The sequence below is a fragment of the Arthrobacter sp. NPDC058127 genome, from assembly GCF_042884555.1.
In the GTDB taxonomy this organism is placed as follows: Bacteria; Actinomycetota; Actinomycetes; order Actinomycetales; family Micrococcaceae; genus Arthrobacter.
Genome location: NZ_JBHVTT010000006.1, coordinates 126,220 through 144,898, shown reverse-complemented (window position 1 = coordinate 144,898; position 18,679 = coordinate 126,220). Strand labels below are relative to the sequence as shown.

At 62.9% G+C, this 18,679-nt stretch carries 19 protein-coding genes and 2 pseudogenes; 14 read left to right on the top strand and 7 right to left on the bottom strand.

All coding sequences use genetic code 11. From position 1 onward, the window contains the following. Nucleotides 1–54 precede the first annotated feature (54 nt). On the bottom strand, nucleotides 55–195 hold the full coding sequence (locus ACFVTG_RS11330; RefSeq protein WP_390280439.1) for a hypothetical protein: 141 nt from the start codon (nucleotides 193–195) through the stop codon (nucleotides 55–57). 60 nt (nucleotides 196–255) lie between these two features. Between ACFVTG_RS11330 and ACFVTG_RS11325 the strand changes: the two are divergent. After that, nucleotides 256–777 (top strand): annotated as a pseudogene (locus tag ACFVTG_RS11325) (acyl-CoA thioesterase); the annotation flags it as partial. Between the two features lie 177 nt (nucleotides 778–954). Here ACFVTG_RS11325 and ACFVTG_RS11320 read toward each other — a convergent pair. Further along, nucleotides 955–1,353 carry a RidA family protein gene (locus ACFVTG_RS11320; protein ID WP_390280437.1) on the bottom strand — a complete coding sequence of 133 codons (399 nt, stop codon included), beginning with the start codon at nucleotides 1,351–1,353 and terminating at the stop codon, nucleotides 955–957. 159 nt (nucleotides 1,354–1,512) lie between these two features. Between ACFVTG_RS11320 and ACFVTG_RS11315 the strand changes: the two genes are divergently transcribed. The 5 genes from ACFVTG_RS11315 to ACFVTG_RS11295 are packed head-to-tail and all read left to right on the top strand — an operon-like array spanning nucleotide 1,513 to nucleotide 7,928. Next, entirely contained in the window at nucleotides 1,513–2,409 is an 897-nt protein-coding gene (locus ACFVTG_RS11315; protein ID WP_390280435.1) for a fumarylacetoacetate hydrolase family protein, read from the top strand. 5 nt (nucleotides 2,410–2,414) lie between these two features. Next, on the top strand, nucleotides 2,415–2,903 hold the full coding sequence (locus ACFVTG_RS11310) for a cupin domain-containing protein (RefSeq protein ID WP_390280433.1): 489 nt from the start codon (nucleotides 2,415–2,417) through the stop codon (nucleotides 2,901–2,903). 4 nt (nucleotides 2,904–2,907) lie between these two features. Then, a complete protein-coding gene (locus ACFVTG_RS11305; protein ID WP_390280432.1) occupies nucleotides 2,908–3,825 on the top strand; it encodes an acyl-CoA thioesterase in 918 nt (305 codons plus the stop codon). A gap of 36 nt (nucleotides 3,826–3,861) precedes the next feature. After that, on the top strand, nucleotides 3,862–5,517 hold the full coding sequence (locus ACFVTG_RS11300; protein WP_390280430.1) for an AMP-binding protein: 1,656 nt from the start codon (nucleotides 3,862–3,864) through the stop codon (nucleotides 5,515–5,517). 14 nt (nucleotides 5,518–5,531) lie between these two features. Continuing rightward, a complete protein-coding gene (locus ACFVTG_RS11295) occupies nucleotides 5,532–7,928 on the top strand; it encodes a bifunctional salicylyl-CoA 5-hydroxylase/oxidoreductase (RefSeq protein WP_390280428.1) in 2,397 nt (798 codons plus the stop codon). 75 nt (nucleotides 7,929–8,003) lie between these two features. Here ACFVTG_RS11295 and ACFVTG_RS11290 read toward each other — a convergent pair whose 3' ends face one another. Continuing rightward, complete coding sequence (locus ACFVTG_RS11290; RefSeq protein ID WP_390280425.1) at nucleotides 8,004–9,626, bottom strand: MFS transporter; 1,623 nt, start codon at nucleotides 9,624–9,626, stop codon at nucleotides 8,004–8,006. A 43-nt stretch (nucleotides 9,627–9,669) separates the two neighbouring features. Continuing rightward, nucleotides 9,670–11,073 (bottom strand): dihydrolipoyl dehydrogenase, encoded by a 1,404-nt coding sequence (gene lpdA, locus ACFVTG_RS11285; protein ID WP_390280423.1) that lies wholly within the window; start codon nucleotides 11,071–11,073, stop codon nucleotides 9,670–9,672. A gap of 257 nt (nucleotides 11,074–11,330) precedes the next feature. Between lpdA and ACFVTG_RS11280 the strand changes: the two genes are divergently transcribed. After that, a complete protein-coding gene (locus tag ACFVTG_RS11280) occupies nucleotides 11,331–11,951 on the top strand; it encodes an isochorismatase family protein (protein WP_390280421.1) in 621 nt (206 codons plus the stop codon). A gap of 75 nt (nucleotides 11,952–12,026) precedes the next feature. On the opposite strand, the gene ACFVTG_RS11275 is transcribed toward ACFVTG_RS11280, so the two are convergent. Then, nucleotides 12,027–12,455: a GH36 C-terminal domain-containing protein gene (locus ACFVTG_RS11275; RefSeq protein WP_390280419.1), complete on the bottom strand. Its 429-nt coding sequence runs from the start codon at nucleotides 12,453–12,455 to the stop codon at nucleotides 12,027–12,029. 22 nt (nucleotides 12,456–12,477) lie between these two features. On the opposite strand from ACFVTG_RS11275, the gene ACFVTG_RS11270 reads away from it, so the two are divergent. The 3 genes from ACFVTG_RS11270 (at nucleotide 12,478) to ACFVTG_RS11260 (ending at nucleotide 13,459) form a co-directional block, all read left to right on the top strand. Next, nucleotides 12,478–12,825 carry a fibronectin type III-like domain-contianing protein gene (locus ACFVTG_RS11270; protein WP_390280417.1) on the top strand — a complete coding sequence of 116 codons (348 nt, stop codon included), beginning with the start codon at nucleotides 12,478–12,480 and terminating at the stop codon, nucleotides 12,823–12,825. A gap of 99 nt (nucleotides 12,826–12,924) precedes the next feature. After that, nucleotides 12,925–13,155: a DUF1508 domain-containing protein gene (locus tag ACFVTG_RS11265; protein ID WP_390280415.1), complete on the top strand. Its 231-nt coding sequence runs from the start codon at nucleotides 12,925–12,927 to the stop codon at nucleotides 13,153–13,155. Between the two features lie 22 nt (nucleotides 13,156–13,177). Next, a complete protein-coding gene (locus ACFVTG_RS11260) occupies nucleotides 13,178–13,459 on the top strand; it encodes a hypothetical protein (RefSeq protein ID WP_390280413.1) in 282 nt (93 codons plus the stop codon). Nucleotides 13,460–13,903: 444 nt separating this feature from the next. Here the strand turns inward: ACFVTG_RS11260 and ACFVTG_RS11255 are convergent, their stop codons facing one another. Together ACFVTG_RS11255 and ACFVTG_RS11250 are read right to left on the bottom strand one after the other, a co-directional pair. Next, complete coding sequence (locus ACFVTG_RS11255) at nucleotides 13,904–14,542, bottom strand: alpha/beta hydrolase (protein ID WP_390280411.1); 639 nt, start codon at nucleotides 14,540–14,542, stop codon at nucleotides 13,904–13,906. Between the two features lie 7 nt (nucleotides 14,543–14,549). Continuing rightward, nucleotides 14,550–15,521, bottom strand: a complete 972-nt coding sequence (locus tag ACFVTG_RS11250; RefSeq protein WP_390280409.1) for a ring-cleaving dioxygenase — start codon at nucleotides 15,519–15,521, stop codon at nucleotides 14,550–14,552. 191 nt (nucleotides 15,522–15,712) lie between these two features. Between ACFVTG_RS11250 and ACFVTG_RS11245 the strand changes: the two genes are divergently transcribed. The 4 genes and pseudogenes from ACFVTG_RS11245 to ACFVTG_RS11230 all read left to right on the top strand — a co-directional run. Then, nucleotides 15,713–16,183, top strand: a complete 471-nt coding sequence (locus tag ACFVTG_RS11245; RefSeq protein ID WP_390280407.1) for a MarR family winged helix-turn-helix transcriptional regulator — start codon at nucleotides 15,713–15,715, stop codon at nucleotides 16,181–16,183. Nucleotides 16,184–16,436: 253 nt separating this feature from the next. Continuing rightward, nucleotides 16,437–16,949: a YceI family protein gene (locus ACFVTG_RS11240; RefSeq protein ID WP_390280551.1), complete on the top strand. Its 513-nt coding sequence runs from the start codon at nucleotides 16,437–16,439 to the stop codon at nucleotides 16,947–16,949. A 20-nt stretch (nucleotides 16,950–16,969) separates the two neighbouring features. Then, nucleotides 16,970–17,320, top strand: a complete 351-nt coding sequence (locus tag ACFVTG_RS11235) for a GNAT family N-acetyltransferase (RefSeq protein WP_390280404.1) — start codon at nucleotides 16,970–16,972, stop codon at nucleotides 17,318–17,320. Continuing rightward, a pseudogene (locus tag ACFVTG_RS11230) lies at nucleotides 17,317–18,387 on the top strand (maleylacetate reductase); the annotation flags it as partial. The gene ACFVTG_RS11235 and the pseudogene ACFVTG_RS11230, both read left to right, overlap by 4 nt. Nucleotides 18,388–18,679: the final 292 nt, after the last annotated feature.

Here is an 18,679-nt window from a genome sequence, read left to right as displayed (position 1 = left end):
TCTATTGGTTCGGGTTTCAGTGACAGTCATAGGCTACATCGGCAGGCCCCGGTGTCAGATGAACGTCAGGCCGGCCCAGGCAGTTGCAACAGGTGTGCTGCCACCAAACACGGCCCTGAACTCTTCCTCAAGCAAGGCCCTCACGGACAGTTCGTGGGCATTTCCCTTGTCTTCTTCAAAGCGTGAACCAGACATCGTCGTCTCCTTGGAAATGCAAGTAGAACGGAACACTCTTGTGTCCGCGATACATGCGGCATGAATCAAGTGTATGACGCTATGGTGACGCTCGTAAATACTTCTCTATATATTGTTATGGTTGAGAAATTAGGACCGTCAGGAGTTTCGATCCTGGGGTTCGAAATGTCGAGAGGAGCCGCTATGGAGCGCATGTCCCGCATAAGTCCCCGCGCCAGTGTCGAGCGCACAGTGGAGTGGGTGGATACCGATGCGTCCGGGCATCAACACAATTCGGCGATCATGCGCTGGGTGGAGTCTGCCGAGGCGGAGCTCTTCCTGCGCAGGCTCCAGCTGCCCGACTATTTTCCCAGCGTGCCTCGCGTCCACCAGGAGATCCACTTCAAAGCCAAGTTGTGGTTCGGGCAGCGCATCACTGCAACAGTGGGTATTTCCAAGCTGGGTAGGGCTTCCATGACATATGCCTTTGAGGTTCGAAGTCATCCGCACGGCGAACTGCCTGGTGGCCTTGCCGCCTTCGGTACAGTGACGGTCGCCCACGTCCCGCCCGGGTCCGACAAAGCGCAACCCTGGCCTGCCGCCGTCGTGGATGCGGTTGCCTCTCAGCACGCGGAGCAGCAGGCCCGCGCAAGCAGGGCGGATTGCGGCGCAAAAGAACCTCCGGCGATCCCAGCGGCTCAATCCGAGCGTGCCTGCGTCACCGGAGGTTCCGGTCCCGAGGGTGGGGAGTCCCCGCCGTCGGAATTCTTAAGTCGGCCTTCAGCGATCCTGGATGACGGCGACTCCCTGGATCTCGATCATGGCTTCCTTCTGCCACAGGCGGGTAACTCCGATTCCTGCCATTGCGGGATACTCCGAGCCTGCCATTTCGCGCCAGATCCGCCCGATTTCCCTCCCGTTGGCAATGTAGTCGTCCACATCGGTCAGGTAGATGGTGACGCTCACCAGATCTTCGGGTTGGCCGCCGGCTTCCGCCAGGGTGGTCAGGACGTTCGAGAACGCCTGCCTGAACTGTTCCACGATGCCGCCGGGGACGATGTGCATGTCGCGATCGAGTGCGGTCTGGCCTCCGAGGTAAACCGCGTTTCCGGCGAGGATGCCGTGGGCGTAACCGGACGGCGCGGGCAGTGTTTCGGGGTTGACGGTCCTCTTGCTCATGGTGCTCCTCCTGAAAATGAGTGGTGGTTCCTATGGATGAAAAAGACCCTTGTTCGGATCGATTCCGTCGTGCTACCTTGAGCATATGTGACGACCGTAAAAAAGTCGACATATCAATAATCTCACGCAACCTGGCACGGACCGAAGGGAATCGGACGGATGAAACTTGCCACACTCCGCACAAGTTGGGGCGGTACGACGGCGGTCATCGGGCTTGGCGCCGATGCGTTTCTGCCGTTGTCCTACCCGAACGTTGGAGCCCTTCTGGCCGATCCGAACTGGCGCGCTACCGTCGAGGCCGCGGTTGGGGGATCGAAAGCCGGCAGGACGACGATTGATGCCGGTAGTGCAATATTTGCGCCACTGGTGCCCGAGGCGGGGAAGGTCATCTGCTGCGGCTTGAACTATGGTGACCACATCCAGGAGATGGGCCGGGATCTCCCCGAATACCCGACGCTCTTCGCCAAGCACGCGGACACACTGACGGGCGCAACCGACGTGATCGACATCAGGGGAAGCGAAAAGGTCGACTGGGAAGCAGAACTGGCTGTCGTCGTCGGAAGCCCGCTCTTTAAGGCCGGCGAAGAGCAGGCCAAGGAGGCGATCGCTGGCTACACCGTGGCCAACGATGTTTCGATGCGCGACTGGCAGAACCGCACCCTGCAATGGTTCCAAGGAAAGGCCTTCGACGCGACAACCCCGGTCGGCCCGGTGATGCTCACGCCCGAGGACGTCGCTGGAGACTTTGAGGTCCGCGGTTACGTGAACGGCGAACTCGTCCAGGAAGGGAACACCCGCACACTGGTCTTCGGACCTGCGCGCCTCTTGTCCTATATCTCACAATTCACCATCCTTCGCCCGGGAGACCTCGTCCTCACGGGTACCCCCGGGGGAGTGGGAATGGGAATGACCCCTCCCCGCTTCCTGCAGGAGGGAGACGTCCTGACGACCGAAATATCAGGCATCGGACGCCTGGAAAACCCGATCCGTATCCATTCGAACGATGGCGCGGCCACCCCACGCATCCCCGCGCCCACCACAAACACCAAGGAGTGAAGACCATGACCGACCTCACTACAGAGACCCAGTACCGGACCGAGGGAGACAACTCCATCTACGCGGGAGGCGACGGCAAAGTTGTTCCTGTCGTCACGCGGGCCGGGCAGGAAGACACCAACACTGCCCAGTCCGGAGACTGTGTCCGGGTATCCGGCGTCTCGATACAACACACCCCGGCAACGAAGATCTGGTTCGGACAAGTTTCCAACGTCCCCGGATACCGCTCCTTGCCCCACCACCACGGCGAAGCCGAAACCGGCGGATACGTATTGCGGGGCCACGGCCGGATCTACTACGGCGACAACTTTTCCGATTACCAGGACATGAAGGCAGGGGACTGGGTCTTCGTTCCTCCGTTCATGCCCCATGTCGAGGCGAACATGTCCGTGACAGAGGAACTGGTCTGGCTCACGACCCGCACGCCGGAGAACATCGTGGTCAACCTCGAAGATGTTGCAGATGATACCCTCGCCGGTTATCGCCGGGCGTAACACCATGAATGCGACAACGCCGGCCCAGACCCTGACATCAGCGACGTTTCTCCGCGCCGTGGAACTGACTCCGGTTCCGGCCCAAGTGCACGAGGAAGCATACGAGGCCACCACCCAGTACGTTCCCTGGCCCAAGGCTTACGGCGGAGACATGGTGGCACAGTCGGCCGCTGCCATGATGCGCTCGGTTGACTCTGATCGGGCGCTCCATTCCATGCACAGCTACTTCATGCGTCCCGTGGATGTTGGATCAACCGTGCGCTACGAAGTCGAGCACCTGCGCGATGGCCGCGGCTACTCCACACGAAGCGTGCGCGGCTATCAAAACGGGAAGACGGTCTTCGCTGCGATGGGATCCTTCCAGGTTCCGGAAGGCGGCACCGACTACCAGACCCCTGTTCCTGCGGAAGCAACTCCTGCGGATCTCGATCCGGAATCGCAGCGCAGTGCTGCCGAGGTCCTCATCGGCGTCGAAGGCCCCGCCGCTGAGTACTGGTCCACCGGTCGCAGCTTCGACATGCGTCACGTCCCGGGCCCCGTCTACGTGGAGGTCGAAGGGGGACGGGAGGCCCATCAGGCCATCTGGGTGAAAGCCTTCGATGGCCTGCCCGAGCTCGGCGACCATCGACTGAACTCCAATCTGCACCGCGCAGCCCTTGCGTACGTCTGCGACTACACCATCCTGGAGCCTCTCCTCCGGGTCCAGGGCCTGCACTGGTCCTCGCCCGGCCTCACCACGGCCAGCCTGGACCACTCCATGTGGTTCCACCGCGACGGAAGAGCCGACGAATGGGTCCTCTACGCGCAGAAGGCCATCTCCGGCCAGAGCAACCGGGGAATGGCCCTTGGCCACTTCTTCGACCGGGACGGCCGCCTGCTGGCCACCGTCGCCCAAGAAGGCATGATCCGGCCCGGATCCTAATCCGACATCAGAAGCAAGAACCCTAGAAGGAGCGGCATGAGCACATCGGCCCATGTGGACACATTTACGCGGGACCACCTGCCGCCGGCCTCAACCTGGCCGGCATTGGAGTTCACCCTCCCCGAGCTCCAATACCCTGAACAGCTGAATGCGGCCGCAGTTCTCATCGATGAGGCTGTAACGCAATTCGGAGGCGACCGACCGGCCCTCCGGACGCCGGACGGCACCGTATGGACCTACGCTGAATTGCAGCGGCGCTCCAACCAAGCCGCCCAGGTATTCACCGAAGATTTCGGCGTACTCCCTGGCAACCGCGTCATGCTGCGCGGACCCAACAACCCTTGGCTCGTCGCCGCCTGGCTGGGTGTTCTCAAGGCCGGCGCCGTCGTCGTCACCACCATGCCGATGCTGAGGGCCTCAGAGGTGGCGACACTTATCCGGCTCACACGGCCGGTCCTCGCAGTCTCGGACCATCGCTTCATGGAAGATCTGGCCTCCGCATCCGAACGCGAACCTGTCAGCCTCCTGGCTTACGGCGGCACGGACGGAGCAGATTTCGTCCAGCGGTGCGCTGCCAAGAGCGGAACCTTCACGAATGTCGAAACCGCGGCAGACGACGTCGCCATTCTGGGTCCGACGTCGGGGACTACGGGAGACCCGAAAGTCACCATGCACTTTCACCGCGATATCCTCGCGATCGCAGACACCTTTGGCCGCCACATCCTCCAGCCAACGCCGGACGACGTGTTTGCCGGGTCTCCGCCAATCGCCTTCACGTTCGGGCTCGGTGGCCTGGTGGTGTTTCCCTTGCGGTTTGGCGCCTCTGCGCTGCTGACGGAGCGGGCGGCTCCGGTGGAACTCGCGGAGAACGCGGCCGACGCCGGTGCCTCCATCCTGTTCACGGCACCTACCGCGTACCGCGCCATTCTGAAGGCCGGCCGCGGTGAATTGCTGAGCCGCCTGCGCATCGCCGTGTCCGCCGGCGAACACCTGCCCAAAGAAACGTGGCAGGCCGTCTACGATGCAACCGGCGTCCGGCTCGTCAACGGCATCGGTGCCACGGAAATGCTGCACGTTTTCATCTCAGCACCCGGTGAGGACAGCAGGCCCGGGGCGACCGGCAAAGCCGTCCCTGGATTCCGGGCGGCCATCCTCGATGACAACGGCGCCGAACTGGGTCCTCACCAACCCGGCAGGCTGGCGGTGGTCGGCCCCACCGGGTGCCGCTACCTGGATGATCCGCGGCAGTCCAAGTACGTCTGGAACGGCTGGAACATCACCGGTGACACCTTCGTCCAGGACGAGGACGGCTTCTTCATATACCAGTCACGGTCGGACGACATGATCGTCTCCTCCGGGTATAACATCGGCGCCCCCGAAGTGGAGGCGGCCATCAACCAGCACCCGGACGTTCTGGAAAATGCCGTCGTCGCCCGCCCCGACCCGGACCGCGGAAGCGTTGTGTGCGCGTTCGTCGTCCTGCGTGAAGGCGTGGAGGCCGGTGAGGCCAAACGCAAGGAAATCCAGGACTTCGTCAAACTGACGACTGCCCCGTACAAATACCCGCGCGACATCCGCTTCGTGGATGAGCTGCCACGAAACCCGAGCGGAAAACTGCAGCATTTCCGGCTGCGGCAGTACCTCGAAAACGAGAACGACCAGCTGGCCGACGCGGCCGCAACCCAAGCCTAGAAGGGACCCGATCCATGAAGATCGCAATCGTCGGAGGCGGCCCCGGAGGCCTGTACTTCGCAGCACTGATGAAGCAGCTTGATCCTGCCCACGACATCACGCTCTGGGAACGCAACGCCGCCACGGACACATTCGGCTTCGGCGTCGTGTTTTCTGACGAGACGCTGGGCGGCATCGGAAACGCCGACCCCGTGGTGGCCGAATACATGAGTCGCCGCTTCGCACGCTGGTCGGATATCGACATCCACTTCCGCGGCGAAACCCTGACCGTTGGAGGCCAGGGATTCGCGGCCATGAGCCGGAAGGAGCTGCTGGAACTCCTGCAGCGCCGCTGCCTCGAACTCGGAGTGGACGTGCGGTTCAGCACACTCGCTCCGCCCATCCAGGAGCTCGAAGCCGGCTACGACCTGGTGCTCGCTTCGGACGGTGTGAATTCGCAGATCCGAGCAACATACGCCGACTCGTTCCGCCCCAACCTCAATCCCCGGGCCAACAAATTCATGTGGCTGGGCACCGACCTGGTCTTCGAAGCCTTCAAGTTCTTCGTCAAAGAAACCGACTACGGCGTCATGCAGATTCACGGCTACCCCTACTCTGACGAAGGATCCACGTTCATCGTCGAAATGTCTCCCGACGTGTGGGAGGCGGCCGGCTTTGACGAAACCGCCGGCGAGGTTTTCCCGCCCGGTGTCTCTGATGAAAAGGCCATCGAGAAGATCCGCCGCATCTTCGCCGACGAGCTGGAAGGCCACGAAGTCCTGGCGAACAACTCCAAATGGCTGAACTTCACCACGGTGCGGAACAGCAGCTGGCGCCACGGCAACATCGTCCTGCTCGGCGACGCGGCCCACACCGCGCACTTCTCCATCGGTTCCGGAACCAAGCTCGCCATGGAAGACGCCTTGGCCCTGGCAGCCTGCCTTCATGAACACTCTGACCTCGAGTCCGCACTGTCCGCCTACGAGGTGGAGCGGCGGCCCGTCGTCGAATCCACCCAGCGGGCCGCCCAGGCCTCGCTTGAATGGTTCGAAAGGATCGGCCAATACAGGAACCAGGACCCCACCCAGTTCGCATTCAACCTGCTCACCCGATCCCGCCGCATTACCCAGGAAAACCTGCGGCTCCGCGACCCTGAATTCGCCGACGACGTAGACCGGAACTTCGCCCAACTCCAGGGACTGCCGACCGTCGCCCCGGCCATGTTCCAGCCGTACCGCATCGGAGAGCTGGAACTGAAGAACCGGATCGTGGTCTCTCCGATGGACATGTACTCCGCTACCGACGGGATCCCCGGGGACTTCCACATGGTGCATCTGGGGTCCAAGGCACTCGGTGGAGCAGGGCTGGTCATGACGGAAATGGTCTGCGTCTCCGCCGAAGGCCGTATCACCCCCGGCTGCTCCGGCCTCTACACCGACGACCAACGGGACAGCTGGAAATCCATCGTTGACTTTGTCCACGCGCGGTCGACGGCGAAAATCGGTGTCCAGCTCGGACATTCCGGCCGCAAGGGATCCACGCGCCTGATGTGGGAGGGCATCGACGAGCCACTGGAGACAGGGAACTGGGAGCCGGTCGGGCCATCTGCGCTACCCTACGGCCCGGGAAACCAGATCCCCCGCGAGATCGACCGGGCCGAAATGGAAAGTGTCAAGGCTGACTTCGTGGAGTCCGCACACCGGGCCGCCGAGGCCGATTTCGATCTCCTGGAAGTTCACGCGGCGCACGGCTACCTGCTCTCGTCATTCCTCTCTCCGATCTCCAACCGCAGGACCGACAAGTACGGAGGCAGCCTCGAGAACAGATTGCGCTTCCCCCTGGAGGTCTTCGACGCTGTTCGGAAGGTCTGGCCTGCCCACAAGCCGATGACCGTCCGCGTTTCGGCGACCGACTGGATCGAAGGAGGCAACACCTCCGATGATTCACTGGCCATAGCCAAGGCCTTTATCGCCCACGGCGCTGCCGGCATAGATGTCTCCACCGGACAGATCGCCAAGGAGGAGAAGCCGGCCTTCGGCCGCAGCTACCAGACGCCTTTCGCGGACCGCATCCGACAGGAAGTCGCCGAGCCCGCGGGAGCGGCCGTCATCGCCGTCGGCGCCATTTCCACGTACGACGACGTCAATTCGGTCCTGCTCGCGGGCCGCGCCGATCTCGTGGCCCTCGGGCGCACACACTTGTACGACCCGCAGTGGACACTGCATGCAGCTGCCGAGCAGGAATACCAAGGCGACGGAGCAGACTGGGTTCCGCAGTTCAGGGCCGGACGCCGGAAGCCGCCGAGCAGCCGCACCGATGCAGTCCGCCCCCGGCTCTCCCTGCTCAGGGAACTGGATACGGATGTGCAGACTACGTCACACCTGCGCTGGACGCCAGCTGCCCTCGCACCGGAAGGCGTCCTGGCCCCCTGACGGCTTGGGAGTAACCTGGGCCGCGGACGACTCAAGGCTCGGGTAGGGCCGGGTGCCGCCAGGAGGCGGACCCGGCTACTTTCCACCCCGGGGTGCGTTGGCCGTTGCCGCTATGAGGTGCCTGACGGTTGGCCTCTCGATGCTCAGGGCTTCTGCCTGCGCCTGAACGGCCTGAACGGCGGCGGTATTCCTTTCCTGGTGTTGGCGCAGGTGACCCTCCCAGGAACGAATCAGAAACTTCTCGACGAAACGGCCGGGGGCGTTGCCATCGGCAAAGAGCCCCCATTGCATTGCGCCGGAGCGTTGTTGTGCCTCGCCGACCTTGCACATCAGCGAGGTGAAGGAATCAATATCTTCCGCAGCGACCTGATAGGTCTTCAGGACCATGACCGGGCCGTCTGAGGGGTCGGGTTCAAAGGCCAGTGCGGGTTCGGGCCAATGCGCCGAGGGCGTGAGGTCGAGCTGGCCAATAGTCGGCGGCAGCGGCCAGGTTGCCACCGACATGGCACAAATACCCAACAGAATGGCGGATACGATCAACGCCCAGACGGTGTCCGTCAGCCCGGCAACGCCTCCCCAAAGTAGCGACCCGACCGCCTGGCCACCCATGAAGACAACCATGTATGCGGCCAGGCCCCGTGCGCGCACCCAGTTGGGGAGCATCAGCTGCATCGACGAATTCAAGGTGGAGAGCACCACCAGCCAGGCGGCCCCCGCAAGAATAAGGACGAGCGCGACCACGATCACGGAGGGGACCAAGGCTAGCCCCACCGTCGCGCCACCGAAAACGATCGCTGAGGCCGCCATCAGCTCGTTGGCGCTGAACCGCATCCTGAGCCGGGAAAGGCCGAATGCGCCAAGCACCGCACCCAGCCCAAGTGCACCTAGAAGACCACCGTAGCCCGCCGACTCCAGGTGCAGGGCGCCGTGAGCAACAACGGGCAGCAGCGCCCACAGGGCACTGGCCGGAACGATGAACAACACCGACCGCAGAAGGATTCGCCGCACCGCGGGGGCGTTGCGGATAAATCTCAGGCCGGAGCCCAACGCAGCAACGGGGCGTTCCATCGGCAGGGCCTGTGCGGCCGGCTTTTTCTCACGCCAGGCAATGAGGACCACAACGACCCCTATGAAAGAGAGCGCGTTGAGCCCGAACACCAGGGTCGGGCCCGATACCGACACCAGCACCCCGGCTATTGCCGGACCCACGGCGCGCCCGACGTTGACGTTCATACTGCCCAGCGCTGCAGCCGCTGGAATCTGCGCCCTTGGCACTAGACTCGGCTGGATCGCCTGCCAGGCCGGGGCAGTCAGGGCCTGACCACATCCCATGAGGAACAAAAGCACCAACACCACCACCGGAGTGGTCACCCCGGCCCAGGTGAGGACCGCCAGAAGGCCGGCCGTCAGGGCCATCGCCGTCTGCACCGAAATGAGCAAATGACGTCGGTCGAGCAGGTCGGCAAGGACGCCGGAAGGCAGGGACAGCAGCATCACCGGCAGCGTGGTCGCGACTTGCACCAGGGAAACCAGGACGGCCGCATTCGGTTCATTGACCAGCATCCACTGAGCGCCTACAGTTTGCATCCAAGTGCCCACATTGGAGCCAAGCTGAGCGAACCAGAGGCCCCGGAAGATCGCCGAGGCCATCGGCGCCCAGGTGGACGGCTCGGTGCCCTGGCGTATCTGGTCAGCCATCGACTCCACCTGCCTCAGTTGCCACGTCCGTCTGCCGTACCTTTCAAAGATTAATCATGTGTCCTGTGAGCCCGTGGAAGGTTTCCTGCAGGGCCTCGCTGAGGGTCGGATGAGTGTGGACGTTCCGTGCCAGTTCAGTGGCAGTGAGATCCCACTTCTGGGCCAACGTGAGCTCGGGCAGCAACTCAGAGACATCCGGCCCTATGAGATGGCCGCCCAGCAGTTCACCGTGCTGCGTTTCGGCGATCAGTTTGACGAAGCCCGTGGGCCCTCCCAAGCCGTGCGCTTTGCCGTTGGCCGTGAACGGGAATGTGGTGACCTTGATGTCTCGGCCTTCGTCGCGGGCCTGCTGTTCGGTAAGGCCGAAGCTGGCCACCTGCGGCTGGCAGAATGTGGCGCGCGGCATCATGCGGTAGTCGCCCAAGGGCATGGTCTCCGCTCCGGCGATGGTTTCGGCAGCTACAACGCCCTGTGCCTCGGCGACATGGGCGAGCTGAAGCTTGGCCGTCACATCGCCGATCGCGTAGATGTGCGGAACATTGGTCCGCATGTAGTCGTCAATGGCGATCGCCCTTCGGTCGGTTGTTAGAGCCACCCCCGTGCTTTCCAGTCCGAAGCCGCTGACGTTCGCGGCAAACCCGATCGAAACCAGCACCTTGTCCGTCCGGAGGCTTCCGGCCGCACCGTCGCGGCCGGTGTAGGTGACAGTGACTGATGATCCCTCATCCAGCACCGTTTCCACCTTCGTCGAGGTGAGGATTGGGACGCCCAGCTTCTTGTACTGCTTGAATATTTCCTTGGAAACGTCCGCGTCTTCGGTCGGGAGCGCTCGGTCCAAGAACTCGATGATCGTTACGTCGACCCCGTAGTTGCGCAGGACGTAGGCGAACTCCATGCCAATGGCCCCGGCGCCGACTATCACGATGGATCGGGGCAGCTCCCGGTCCAGAATCTGCTCCTCATATGTCACGACATTCGCGCTTGCCACGACCCCTGGCAGCATTCGGACCGTTGATCCGGTGGCGATGATGGCGTGGTCGAAGGTGAGGGTCTCGGTTCCCCCGGTGTTCAGGTCCACGTCCATGCTGTGGGCGTCCGTGAAGGATCCGGAGCCGTCGTATTCGGTGATCCCGTTCTTCTTCATCAGGAAATGCACGCCCCTGACACGTCCATCGGCAACCTGTCGGCTTCGGTCGAAGGCGGCGCCAAAGTCAAAGGACACGTCCCCTATGATTCCGAACATTTCCGCCTGGGTATTGAATATATGTGCAAGCTCCGCGTTGCGCAGCAGGGCCTTCGATGGGATACAGCCGACATTCAGGCACACGCCGCCCCAGTACTTCTTCTCGACCACCGCCACCCGCAGACCAAGCTGCGCGGCACGAATCGCCGCGACATAGCCGCCGGGGCCAGCCCCGAGAATCACGACGTCGAAGTGTTCACTCATGACAACCAACTCTCCTTGGGTTCGGGCGCGCGTAGCCCACCGATGACAGCAGATTCAGCATAGTTGCGATATGTTCCGCGCAACCGTGAAATTCTCTTCCCCGCCCCGGCAGCATTACATGTGCGCCTCCTGCTGCGGGACGTTGACGATAGTGAACCCGGGGTAGAGGCTTGGAACCAGCGCAGCTCTGGATGACGCACACAACTACACGGCGACATTCCTCCATCAACATCTCCTGCACGAAAGGCGCTCCCCAAATGACTAGCGAGCCTCGCCGCGATCCACTCACCGACGGACTTCTCACCCCGGAAAACTCCGACCTCCTCGTCATCGACTACCAGCCAACACAAGTGCAGTCGATCAACTCGATCGACAGGGCACAACTCATCCGAAACATCGCTACGACGGTAAAGCTCGCTCGCACATTCGATATTCCGATCGTCTTATCGACGGTAAACGTGGCCACTGGTCGAAACAAGGGCACTATCCCAGCCCTCGCCGACTTACTGACCGGCGTGCCCTCGTTGGACAGAACATCAATCAACGCGTGGGAGGATGTGGCATTTCGAGCGGCAGTCAGCGCGACCGCGCGAAAGAAGCTGATCATAGCCGCGCTTTGGACCGAAGCATGCCTCACCTTCCCCACCCTCGATGCGCTGCGCGAGGGCTTTGAGGTCTTTCCAGTCGTTGACGCGGTCGGTGGCACTTCGGTCATCGCCCACGAAACAGCGATCACGCGCGTCACACGGGCTGGCGCCCAGCCGGTCAGCATTGCCCAGCTGGCCTGCGAGCTGCAGCGGGACTGGAATCGAACCGACACGGTCCAGGCGTTCGTCGACGAACTCACTGAAGCAGGCATCTTCCTCAAGCTGGGTTAGGAGACCGTTGAAATAGGGCGCATTTGACGTCGTTGGCGGTACCGAAGGTGTGCGGGCGCGGCGGATCGCGAAGGGTCAGGCGTCGACGCGGACCAGTCGCAAGACGAGGGCCCGGTCCGGGTGGAAGGTGGGCAGGTCGAGACCCGCCTCCCGGAGAAGGCTCCCAGAGTAGGACGGGGTCCCGGCGTCGGAGTCGAGACCAGCGGTCTGGTCTAGCCAGTACGGGCTCAGCCACGAGGGGCCGAGCGAGCCTGGGCGGGCGGACTCGACGCGGTACCGTGCCTCTGCCAAAAGTCCTGGCAGGCGGACCCGACGTCGCGAATCCGCGGACAGCGGCGGCGTCACGATTGTGTAGATCGCCTCCGAGCCGTCGGTGGCAACGACACCGCGCAAGGCCGGCCCGTCAGGGTCAAAGTCGCCGTCGGCGACGACCCGGCCGGTGCTGATGAGTTCCCGATGCTCCTGATATGCGGAGATCCAGCGGGCCGCCGCGAACCTCAGCACTGGGGGCTCGCTCGACGCGGCCGTGACGATACGCAATGACGGCGATAACACCGTAGAGGTCGACCAGCTCTACGCGGCCTTCCCGTCGGCCCCCGTAGTTCGCCCGGCCGTACAACTCATCGGGTACGCACGGATCCCGATCGGGTCCGGTGAATCGCGGACGGTCTCCTTCCGCGTGGACGCTGCCCGGCTCGCGATCACCGGCGAAGACGGGGCGCTCGGAGCCGACCCCGGCCCGTTGCGGCTCATCGCTGGCCCGTCGGCTGCCGAGGCCGCGGTGACGGCCGAGGTGGCTATCATCGGCGAGCGGCGACTGCTTGCGGAGCGCGTGCTGCGCACACCATGGTCGATCGGCGGCCCGATCAACTGACCGCGCAGGAATAACAGGTATTTTTCCGTCAAATTCATAATTATTGACATAGTTGTCATATAATGATTGTTTCGGCGACGCTCGCCAGCACGAACGTCAATGCAGCCAATCGTGAAGGGGACACCGATGCCTGGCCAATTCGAACTTGTAGACGCTGAACCGCGAGGGGTCCGGATAAACCTCGTCAATTCCGCCGGGGAAACCCTGGCAAAGTCGGAGGCGTACGAAGACATGGCGACAGCAGCCGCCGCCGTCAGGGACATCCGGGAACAGGCGGCCACGGCGCATGTTGTGGACTGCACAACTAAATCCCATTCCCGACAGTCGTGACGAGCGGTCAAGGAAGGTCACAGTGAACATTAGAGATGAGTGGGACCGGCTCGATTCCGAGACCCGGACATGGCTTCTGGAAAATCCGGCAAGTCTGCTCCTGCCCCCGGCAATGTCGGCGAAATTCCGCAAAGACCCGTGCGGGGACATTGAGTTTGACCCGAAAGGACAGGTGGTGCTCTCCAGAGATGACCATGACTTCATCCGGGGGAAAGCTGAAGCCGCCGGAACAATCCGCGCCCCCATGGGGGAATACCGATTCTTCGACACAGCACCTTTGCCTGTTATCAGAAAAGGGCAATGAATCTCCCCGTTCCCGAGAGCTTGACCGACGGCTTGAGCACTTGGCCGGCCAGGAGCTAACGATGGGGCCAGATGAGCAACTGCCACTATCGGTGGGGGCGGTGTCCCGCAAGAATAATGCGAATTAGGGACAGCGGTGAACTGATAAGTGCCACGCCGGCCGTAGACATCGTGAAGAAGACGCCACGCCAGGATCCTCGGCTTCCGATCTCAAGTAGCTCATTCAGTGCGTCTTGTCCGTGTGGAACGGGAAAGAATTCATCGGCCCCAGGGAGAATGCGGGCGTAATACCTGCGAATACGCTGCATCGAGTTCAAAGCGGCGTAGCGCGCTAAGGCAAGCTTGGGACCGGTCAGGTAAAGCGTGAACTGAATCCCCTTCTGCTCATGTTGGGCCCACTAATTCCGGTTCATCCTCTCAGTCAAAACCGTATCGAGATTTTCGTTTATCTGCTGGCTTCTTCCAGCCACTGTCTTGCGGCTTCGAGATCGGCGTGCGCGATGCCGTGTCCGCCGGGACGCAGGACCTGTTTTACATCGGCGCCGTTTTGGTGGAGGGCGGCGATGAGTGTCCTGACGCTGGGAAGCGGGGCCATGGGGTCGGACTCGCCGTTTAGGATCAGCAGCCTGCTGCCACTGAGGTCGGTCGCATTTTCCCGGTCCCCAAAGGGGTACATGCCGGAAAATGCGATGACCTGATCCAGGGTCTGGGGGTACAGGATGGCTGCGGCCAAGGCAATGTTGGCACCGTTTGAGAAGCCGACTGCTATCACGGGCCTGTTGCCGAATCCGTAGTGTTCTCGGGCGGCGTCCAGGAAGACTGCCAGATCTGTTGCCCTTGCGATGACGTCGTCGACGTCAAAGAGCCCTTCGCCGTGGCGCCGGAACCATCGGAGGATGCCGTGCTCCTGCACCTGGCCGCGGGGTGCGAGTACGCCGGCGTCGGGTTGGAGTTCGGCGGCGAGGGAGGCGATCTCGTGCTCGTTGCCGCCGGTGCCGTGCAGCATCAGCAGCACTGGGGTCCCTGCCTCGCCGGGGCTGAAAAGATGCGGCCGGCCGGTGACGATGCTGGTTTGAGTGCTCATCGGCGAACTACCGTCCAGCCAGGGCGGGGTTGTTCTCGGCCGGCAATTCGATGCGTGCCACGGAATGTTCGATGGCCTCGCGGGAGGGCTCGAGCCACGGCGGCAGCTTCAGGGAGCGGCCGAGTTCGAGGAGCGGTTCGTCGACGTCGAAGCCGGGGGTGTCGGTTGCGATTTCGTAAAGCACGCCGCCGGGTTCGCGGAAGTAGATGGAGGTGAAGTACTGGCGGTCCAGGATGTCCGTGACGTGGAAACCGCGTCCGACCAGTTCCTGGCGCCAGTTCTCCTGGGTCGCGGCGTCAGGGACCCTGAAGGCGATGTGGTGCACGGTGCCGCCTGCGGTGAGACCGGGCTGGGCTTTGGGGTCGGCGATGACGTCGATGAGGTTTCCGGGACCGCCGTTGCCGGCCGCCAGTCGGGTGCGGTTACCGGAGGTGCCGACCAGGTGCAGGCCAAGGTCCTCGGTCAGCACGGCCACGGTCTTGTCCGGGTCGGCCACGGTGAGCACAGAGGAGTGCTGGCCGCGCACGGCATACTCGGCGGGCACGGAGGCGGAATCCCAGGGGTTCCGGGGATCGCTGGTGGAGGATGCGACCAGATCCAGCTGCAGCCCGTCCGGATCCCGCAGGGAGAGGCGCTCTTCGTCGGCAGACTCACGGGTGATTGTGGATTCGACGCCGAGTGCCTTGAAATGCTCCTGCCACCAGCCCAGCGTGCCTTCCGGGATCGAGAACGCGGTGGAGGTCGACTGTCCTGCCCCGATGCGGCCGGGAGCGATGCCCCGCCACGGGAAGAATGTCATGAGGGTGCCGGGTCGGCCGGACTCGTCGCCGTAGTACAAGTGGTAGGTGGACGGATCATCGAAGTTGACCGTCTTCTTCACCATGCGCAGGCCTAGGCCCCTTATATAGAAGTCGATGTTGGCCTGCGGATCGCCGGCGATAGCTGTGACGTGGTGCAAGCCTGAGGTATTCGCGGTCATGTTGACCCCTCCTGTTCGGACTGATCCGGTCAGGAAGCCCCCGGCCGGTGATGTATATGCAAATGCATCTATCGAGAAAATTATTTCCTAGGAAGATAAATTCGTCAAGGCGGCAAGATAGTGCTGAGCAAGTAGGTTCCACGGAAGTAGCTTCTCTGGCGCAGTATCATTGGGAACGGAAAGGATTGGACATGACGGAGCATGCGGAAGCGGTGGCCGGCCGGAATCTTGATCCGGTCACCCAGTGGGGGCTGGTTATCGAAGGCTTCCAGATCACGAACAGGAAGCTGCACCGGGCGGTGGCCGCCGCTTTCTCCCTGGATCCAGCCGAAGCCGAGACGCTGCTGCGCCTCACCCGCAGCCCCGAGCGCAGGATGTCCATGGCGGCGCTGGCTCGTGAGGCGGCCTTCAGTACGGGCGGGTTTACCAAGATCGCGGACCGCCTGGCCAAACGCGACCTGGTCGTCCGAACCCCTTGCGCCGACGACCGAAGGGTGGTCTATCTCGAACTGACCGCGGCCGGCGTTAAGTTGGCCGACGAACTCCAGAACCTGGTTGCGGACATCGTCCGCAAAACCTACATCGACGTTCTCGGGGCCGATAGGGCGGCAGTGGTCGCCGATGCCATGGCCGAATTGCGCGAAGCCAACTCCACCTTGTAGGTTCTCGGCCGCCCCTGCGCGCAGGAGGCTCGAACGTGTCCCGCGGCGGTCGTCGCCCGGCCCCTGAGGTAGAAACCAGGGAGGCCTGCCACTAGAAAGCTTTCCAGCAAATTATTTGCCGAAAAGAATCTTCTCAGTTGACAAGCGCCGAGGGTATGGCGATAGTTATATGCATACGCATGTAAATCAACGCGCGACGACCCAACCAAGGAGACAGACCGTGACCACGATTGAACTCATCCCCGGCACTTGGATGCTTGACCAGGCACACACCGAAGTAGGCTTCACCGTCCGCCACGCCGGCATCAGCAAGGTCCGCGGCCAGTTCGCCGAGGCAGACGCAACGCTCGTCATCGGCGACACCCTCGGCACCTCGTCCGTCGAGGCCAGCGTGAAGACCGCCTCGTTTGACTCCAACAACAATGACCGCGACGCCCATGTCAAGGGACCGGACTTCTTCAACGTGGAGCAGTTCCCGAACATGACCTTCACGGCAACCGAGGTCCAGGGAACTCAGGAGAAGTTCAGCCTCAGCGGCGACCTGACCATCAAGGAAACCACCAGGCCGGTGACCTTCGACGTTGAGTTCGGTGGCGTGGCGATTGATCCCTTCGGGGCGACCCGCGCCGGGTTCTCCGCTTCCGCACAGATCTCGCGCAAGGAATTCGGCATCACCTGGAACGCCGCCCTGGAAGCCGGCGGAGTCCTCGTCGGCGACAAGGTCACCATCACAATCGACTCGGCCTTCGTTCTCCCCGCCAGCTAACGCGTCACCCGGGAGTCACAATGGATCCGGAGAAAACCATCGCCGTCCGGCACGTCCCCGTCAACCACTGCTACGAGCTCGTCGACGAGGAGAGCGCCATCGGCAAGACCGAGTACGTGCCCGCCAGCGACCCGGCCGACAGGGAAAGGATCTTCTACCACACCGAAGTCAGCGAGGCCTACGCGGGCAAGGGCCTTGCCGCGGTCCTGGCCAAGCATGCATTGGACGACACCATAGCCGCCGGGCTGACCATCATCCCGGTGTGTCCCTACATCAAGGCCTGGATACGCCGCCACCCGGACTACCAGCAGCACGCCGCGCCGATCCGGCCCGGGCACCTGGCCGCCGTCGACCGCTTCTACAAGCCGTGAGCGGAACGGGCGCGGGACGTACATTTGAACACATCACCCTGGGCCAGCGGGTGCTGTTCGGCGCCGGTAAGGCGGCCGAACACCTCACCGGGGAGATCAAGCGCCTTGGAGCCAGGAAGGTCATGGTCATTGCTTCCGCCAGGGAACGGCCAGAAGCCGAAAAGGTCACGGCCGGCATCAACGTGACGCTGAGCTATGACGACGTCGCCCCGCACGTCCCCCTGCACAAGGCCGACACGGCCCGAAACGCGGCGATCCGGAACGGCATTGACCTGCTCGTCAGCGTCGGCGGCGGCTCCGCCACGGGCCTCGCCAAAGCCATCGCCCTGACAACCGGCCTGCCCATCCTCGCCGTTCCGACCACGTATGCAGGCTCGGAGGCGACCAACGTGTGGGGGCTGACCGAAGCAGCACGCAAGACCACCGGTGTCGATGACCGTGTGCTGCCCGTGACCGTCATTTACGATGCCGAGCTGACCCTGTCACTGCCGAGGGAGCTGAGCATCGCCTCGGGCCTGAACGCCTTGGCCCACTGCATCGACTCCTTGTGGGCGCCCCGCACCGACCCCATCAACCAGGCGCTTGCCGTCGAAGGCATCCGCGCCCTGAACGACGCGCTTCCGGTTATAGGCAGGAACCTGAACGATCTCCGCGGCAGGGAACAGGCACTGTACGGGGCCTATCTGTCCGCCGTTGCCTTCGCGTCCGCGGGATCCGGGATGCACCACAAGATATGCCATGTCCTGGGCGGCAGATGGAACCTTCCCCACGCCCAAACCCACGCCGTCGTGCTCCCATATGTCCTGGCATTCAACGCCCCCGCCGCCACCAGTGCAGTCCACAGAATCGCAGCTGCCTTCGGAACCGAGAACGCCTTGGACGGCCTAAACGCACTGCAGGACACGCTGGGCACACCCACTGCACTCAAGGACCTCGGACTGGCCAAGGAGAGCATAACCGAAGCTGTCCAGCTCATCCTTCCCACCATCCCTGCCTCCAACCCCCGTCCAGTCACCGAGGAAAACCTCACAGCGTTGCTGGCGGCAGCCCACGCCGGTGTCCGACCGGGTGGGCATATCCGCTACCAAACCTCTTCCCGAGCCGTTGCGAGTAATATCGCTGCCATGGACAACACCGGGACTTTGTTTGGCTGGGCATTCGGCGATGCCGCTCGCGAAGATGACGGCAAGTATGTTGAGGAGCTTCAGCGCGAGGCTTTGGACAATGCCAGGCAGACGGCGGAAGCCAAGGGACTGACGGTCGAGGCCGGTTCCGAAGTCTTCGCCATCCTGAACGCCCACGAAACCCTGGTTGAGATGGACACCGCCCCGGATAGCCTGGTGGTCCGGGCCACAGTGC

Coding starts and splice junctions, on each gene's coding strand:
- ACFVTG_RS11250 (WP_390280409.1), bottom strand. CDS start 15,521: ATGACCGCGAATACCTCAGGCTTGCACCACGTCACAGCTATCGCCGGC.
- ACFVTG_RS11310 (WP_390280433.1), top strand. CDS start 2,415: ATGACCGACCTCACTACAGAGACCCAGTACCGGACCGAGGGAGACAAC.
- ACFVTG_RS11280 (WP_390280421.1), top strand. CDS start 11,331: ATGACTAGCGAGCCTCGCCGCGATCCACTCACCGACGGACTTCTCACC.
- lpdA (WP_390280423.1), bottom strand. CDS start 11,073: ATGAGTGAACACTTCGACGTCGTGATTCTCGGGGCTGGCCCCGGCGGC.
- ACFVTG_RS11305 (WP_390280432.1), top strand. CDS start 2,908: ATGAATGCGACAACGCCGGCCCAGACCCTGACATCAGCGACGTTTCTC.
- ACFVTG_RS11290 (WP_390280425.1), bottom strand. CDS start 9,626: ATGGCTGACCAGATACGCCAGGGCACCGAGCCGTCCACCTGGGCGCCG.
- ACFVTG_RS11240 (WP_390280551.1), top strand. CDS start 16,437: ATGCTTGACCAGGCACACACCGAAGTAGGCTTCACCGTCCGCCACGCC.
- ACFVTG_RS11300 (WP_390280430.1), top strand. CDS start 3,862: ATGAGCACATCGGCCCATGTGGACACATTTACGCGGGACCACCTGCCG.
- ACFVTG_RS11235 (WP_390280404.1), top strand. CDS start 16,970: ATGGATCCGGAGAAAACCATCGCCGTCCGGCACGTCCCCGTCAACCAC.
- ACFVTG_RS11245 (WP_390280407.1), top strand. CDS start 15,713: ATGACGGAGCATGCGGAAGCGGTGGCCGGCCGGAATCTTGATCCGGTC.
- ACFVTG_RS11255 (WP_390280411.1), bottom strand. CDS start 14,542: ATGAGCACTCAAACCAGCATCGTCACCGGCCGGCCGCATCTTTTCAGC.
- ACFVTG_RS11330 (WP_390280439.1), bottom strand. CDS start 195: ATGTCTGGTTCACGCTTTGAAGAAGACAAGGGAAATGCCCACGAACTG.
- ACFVTG_RS11320 (WP_390280437.1), bottom strand. CDS start 1,353: ATGAGCAAGAGGACCGTCAACCCCGAAACACTGCCCGCGCCGTCCGGT.
- ACFVTG_RS11295 (WP_390280428.1), top strand. CDS start 5,532: ATGAAGATCGCAATCGTCGGAGGCGGCCCCGGAGGCCTGTACTTCGCA.
- ACFVTG_RS11265 (WP_390280415.1), top strand. CDS start 12,925: ATGCAGCCAATCGTGAAGGGGACACCGATGCCTGGCCAATTCGAACTT.
- ACFVTG_RS11315 (WP_390280435.1), top strand. CDS start 1,513: ATGAAACTTGCCACACTCCGCACAAGTTGGGGCGGTACGACGGCGGTC.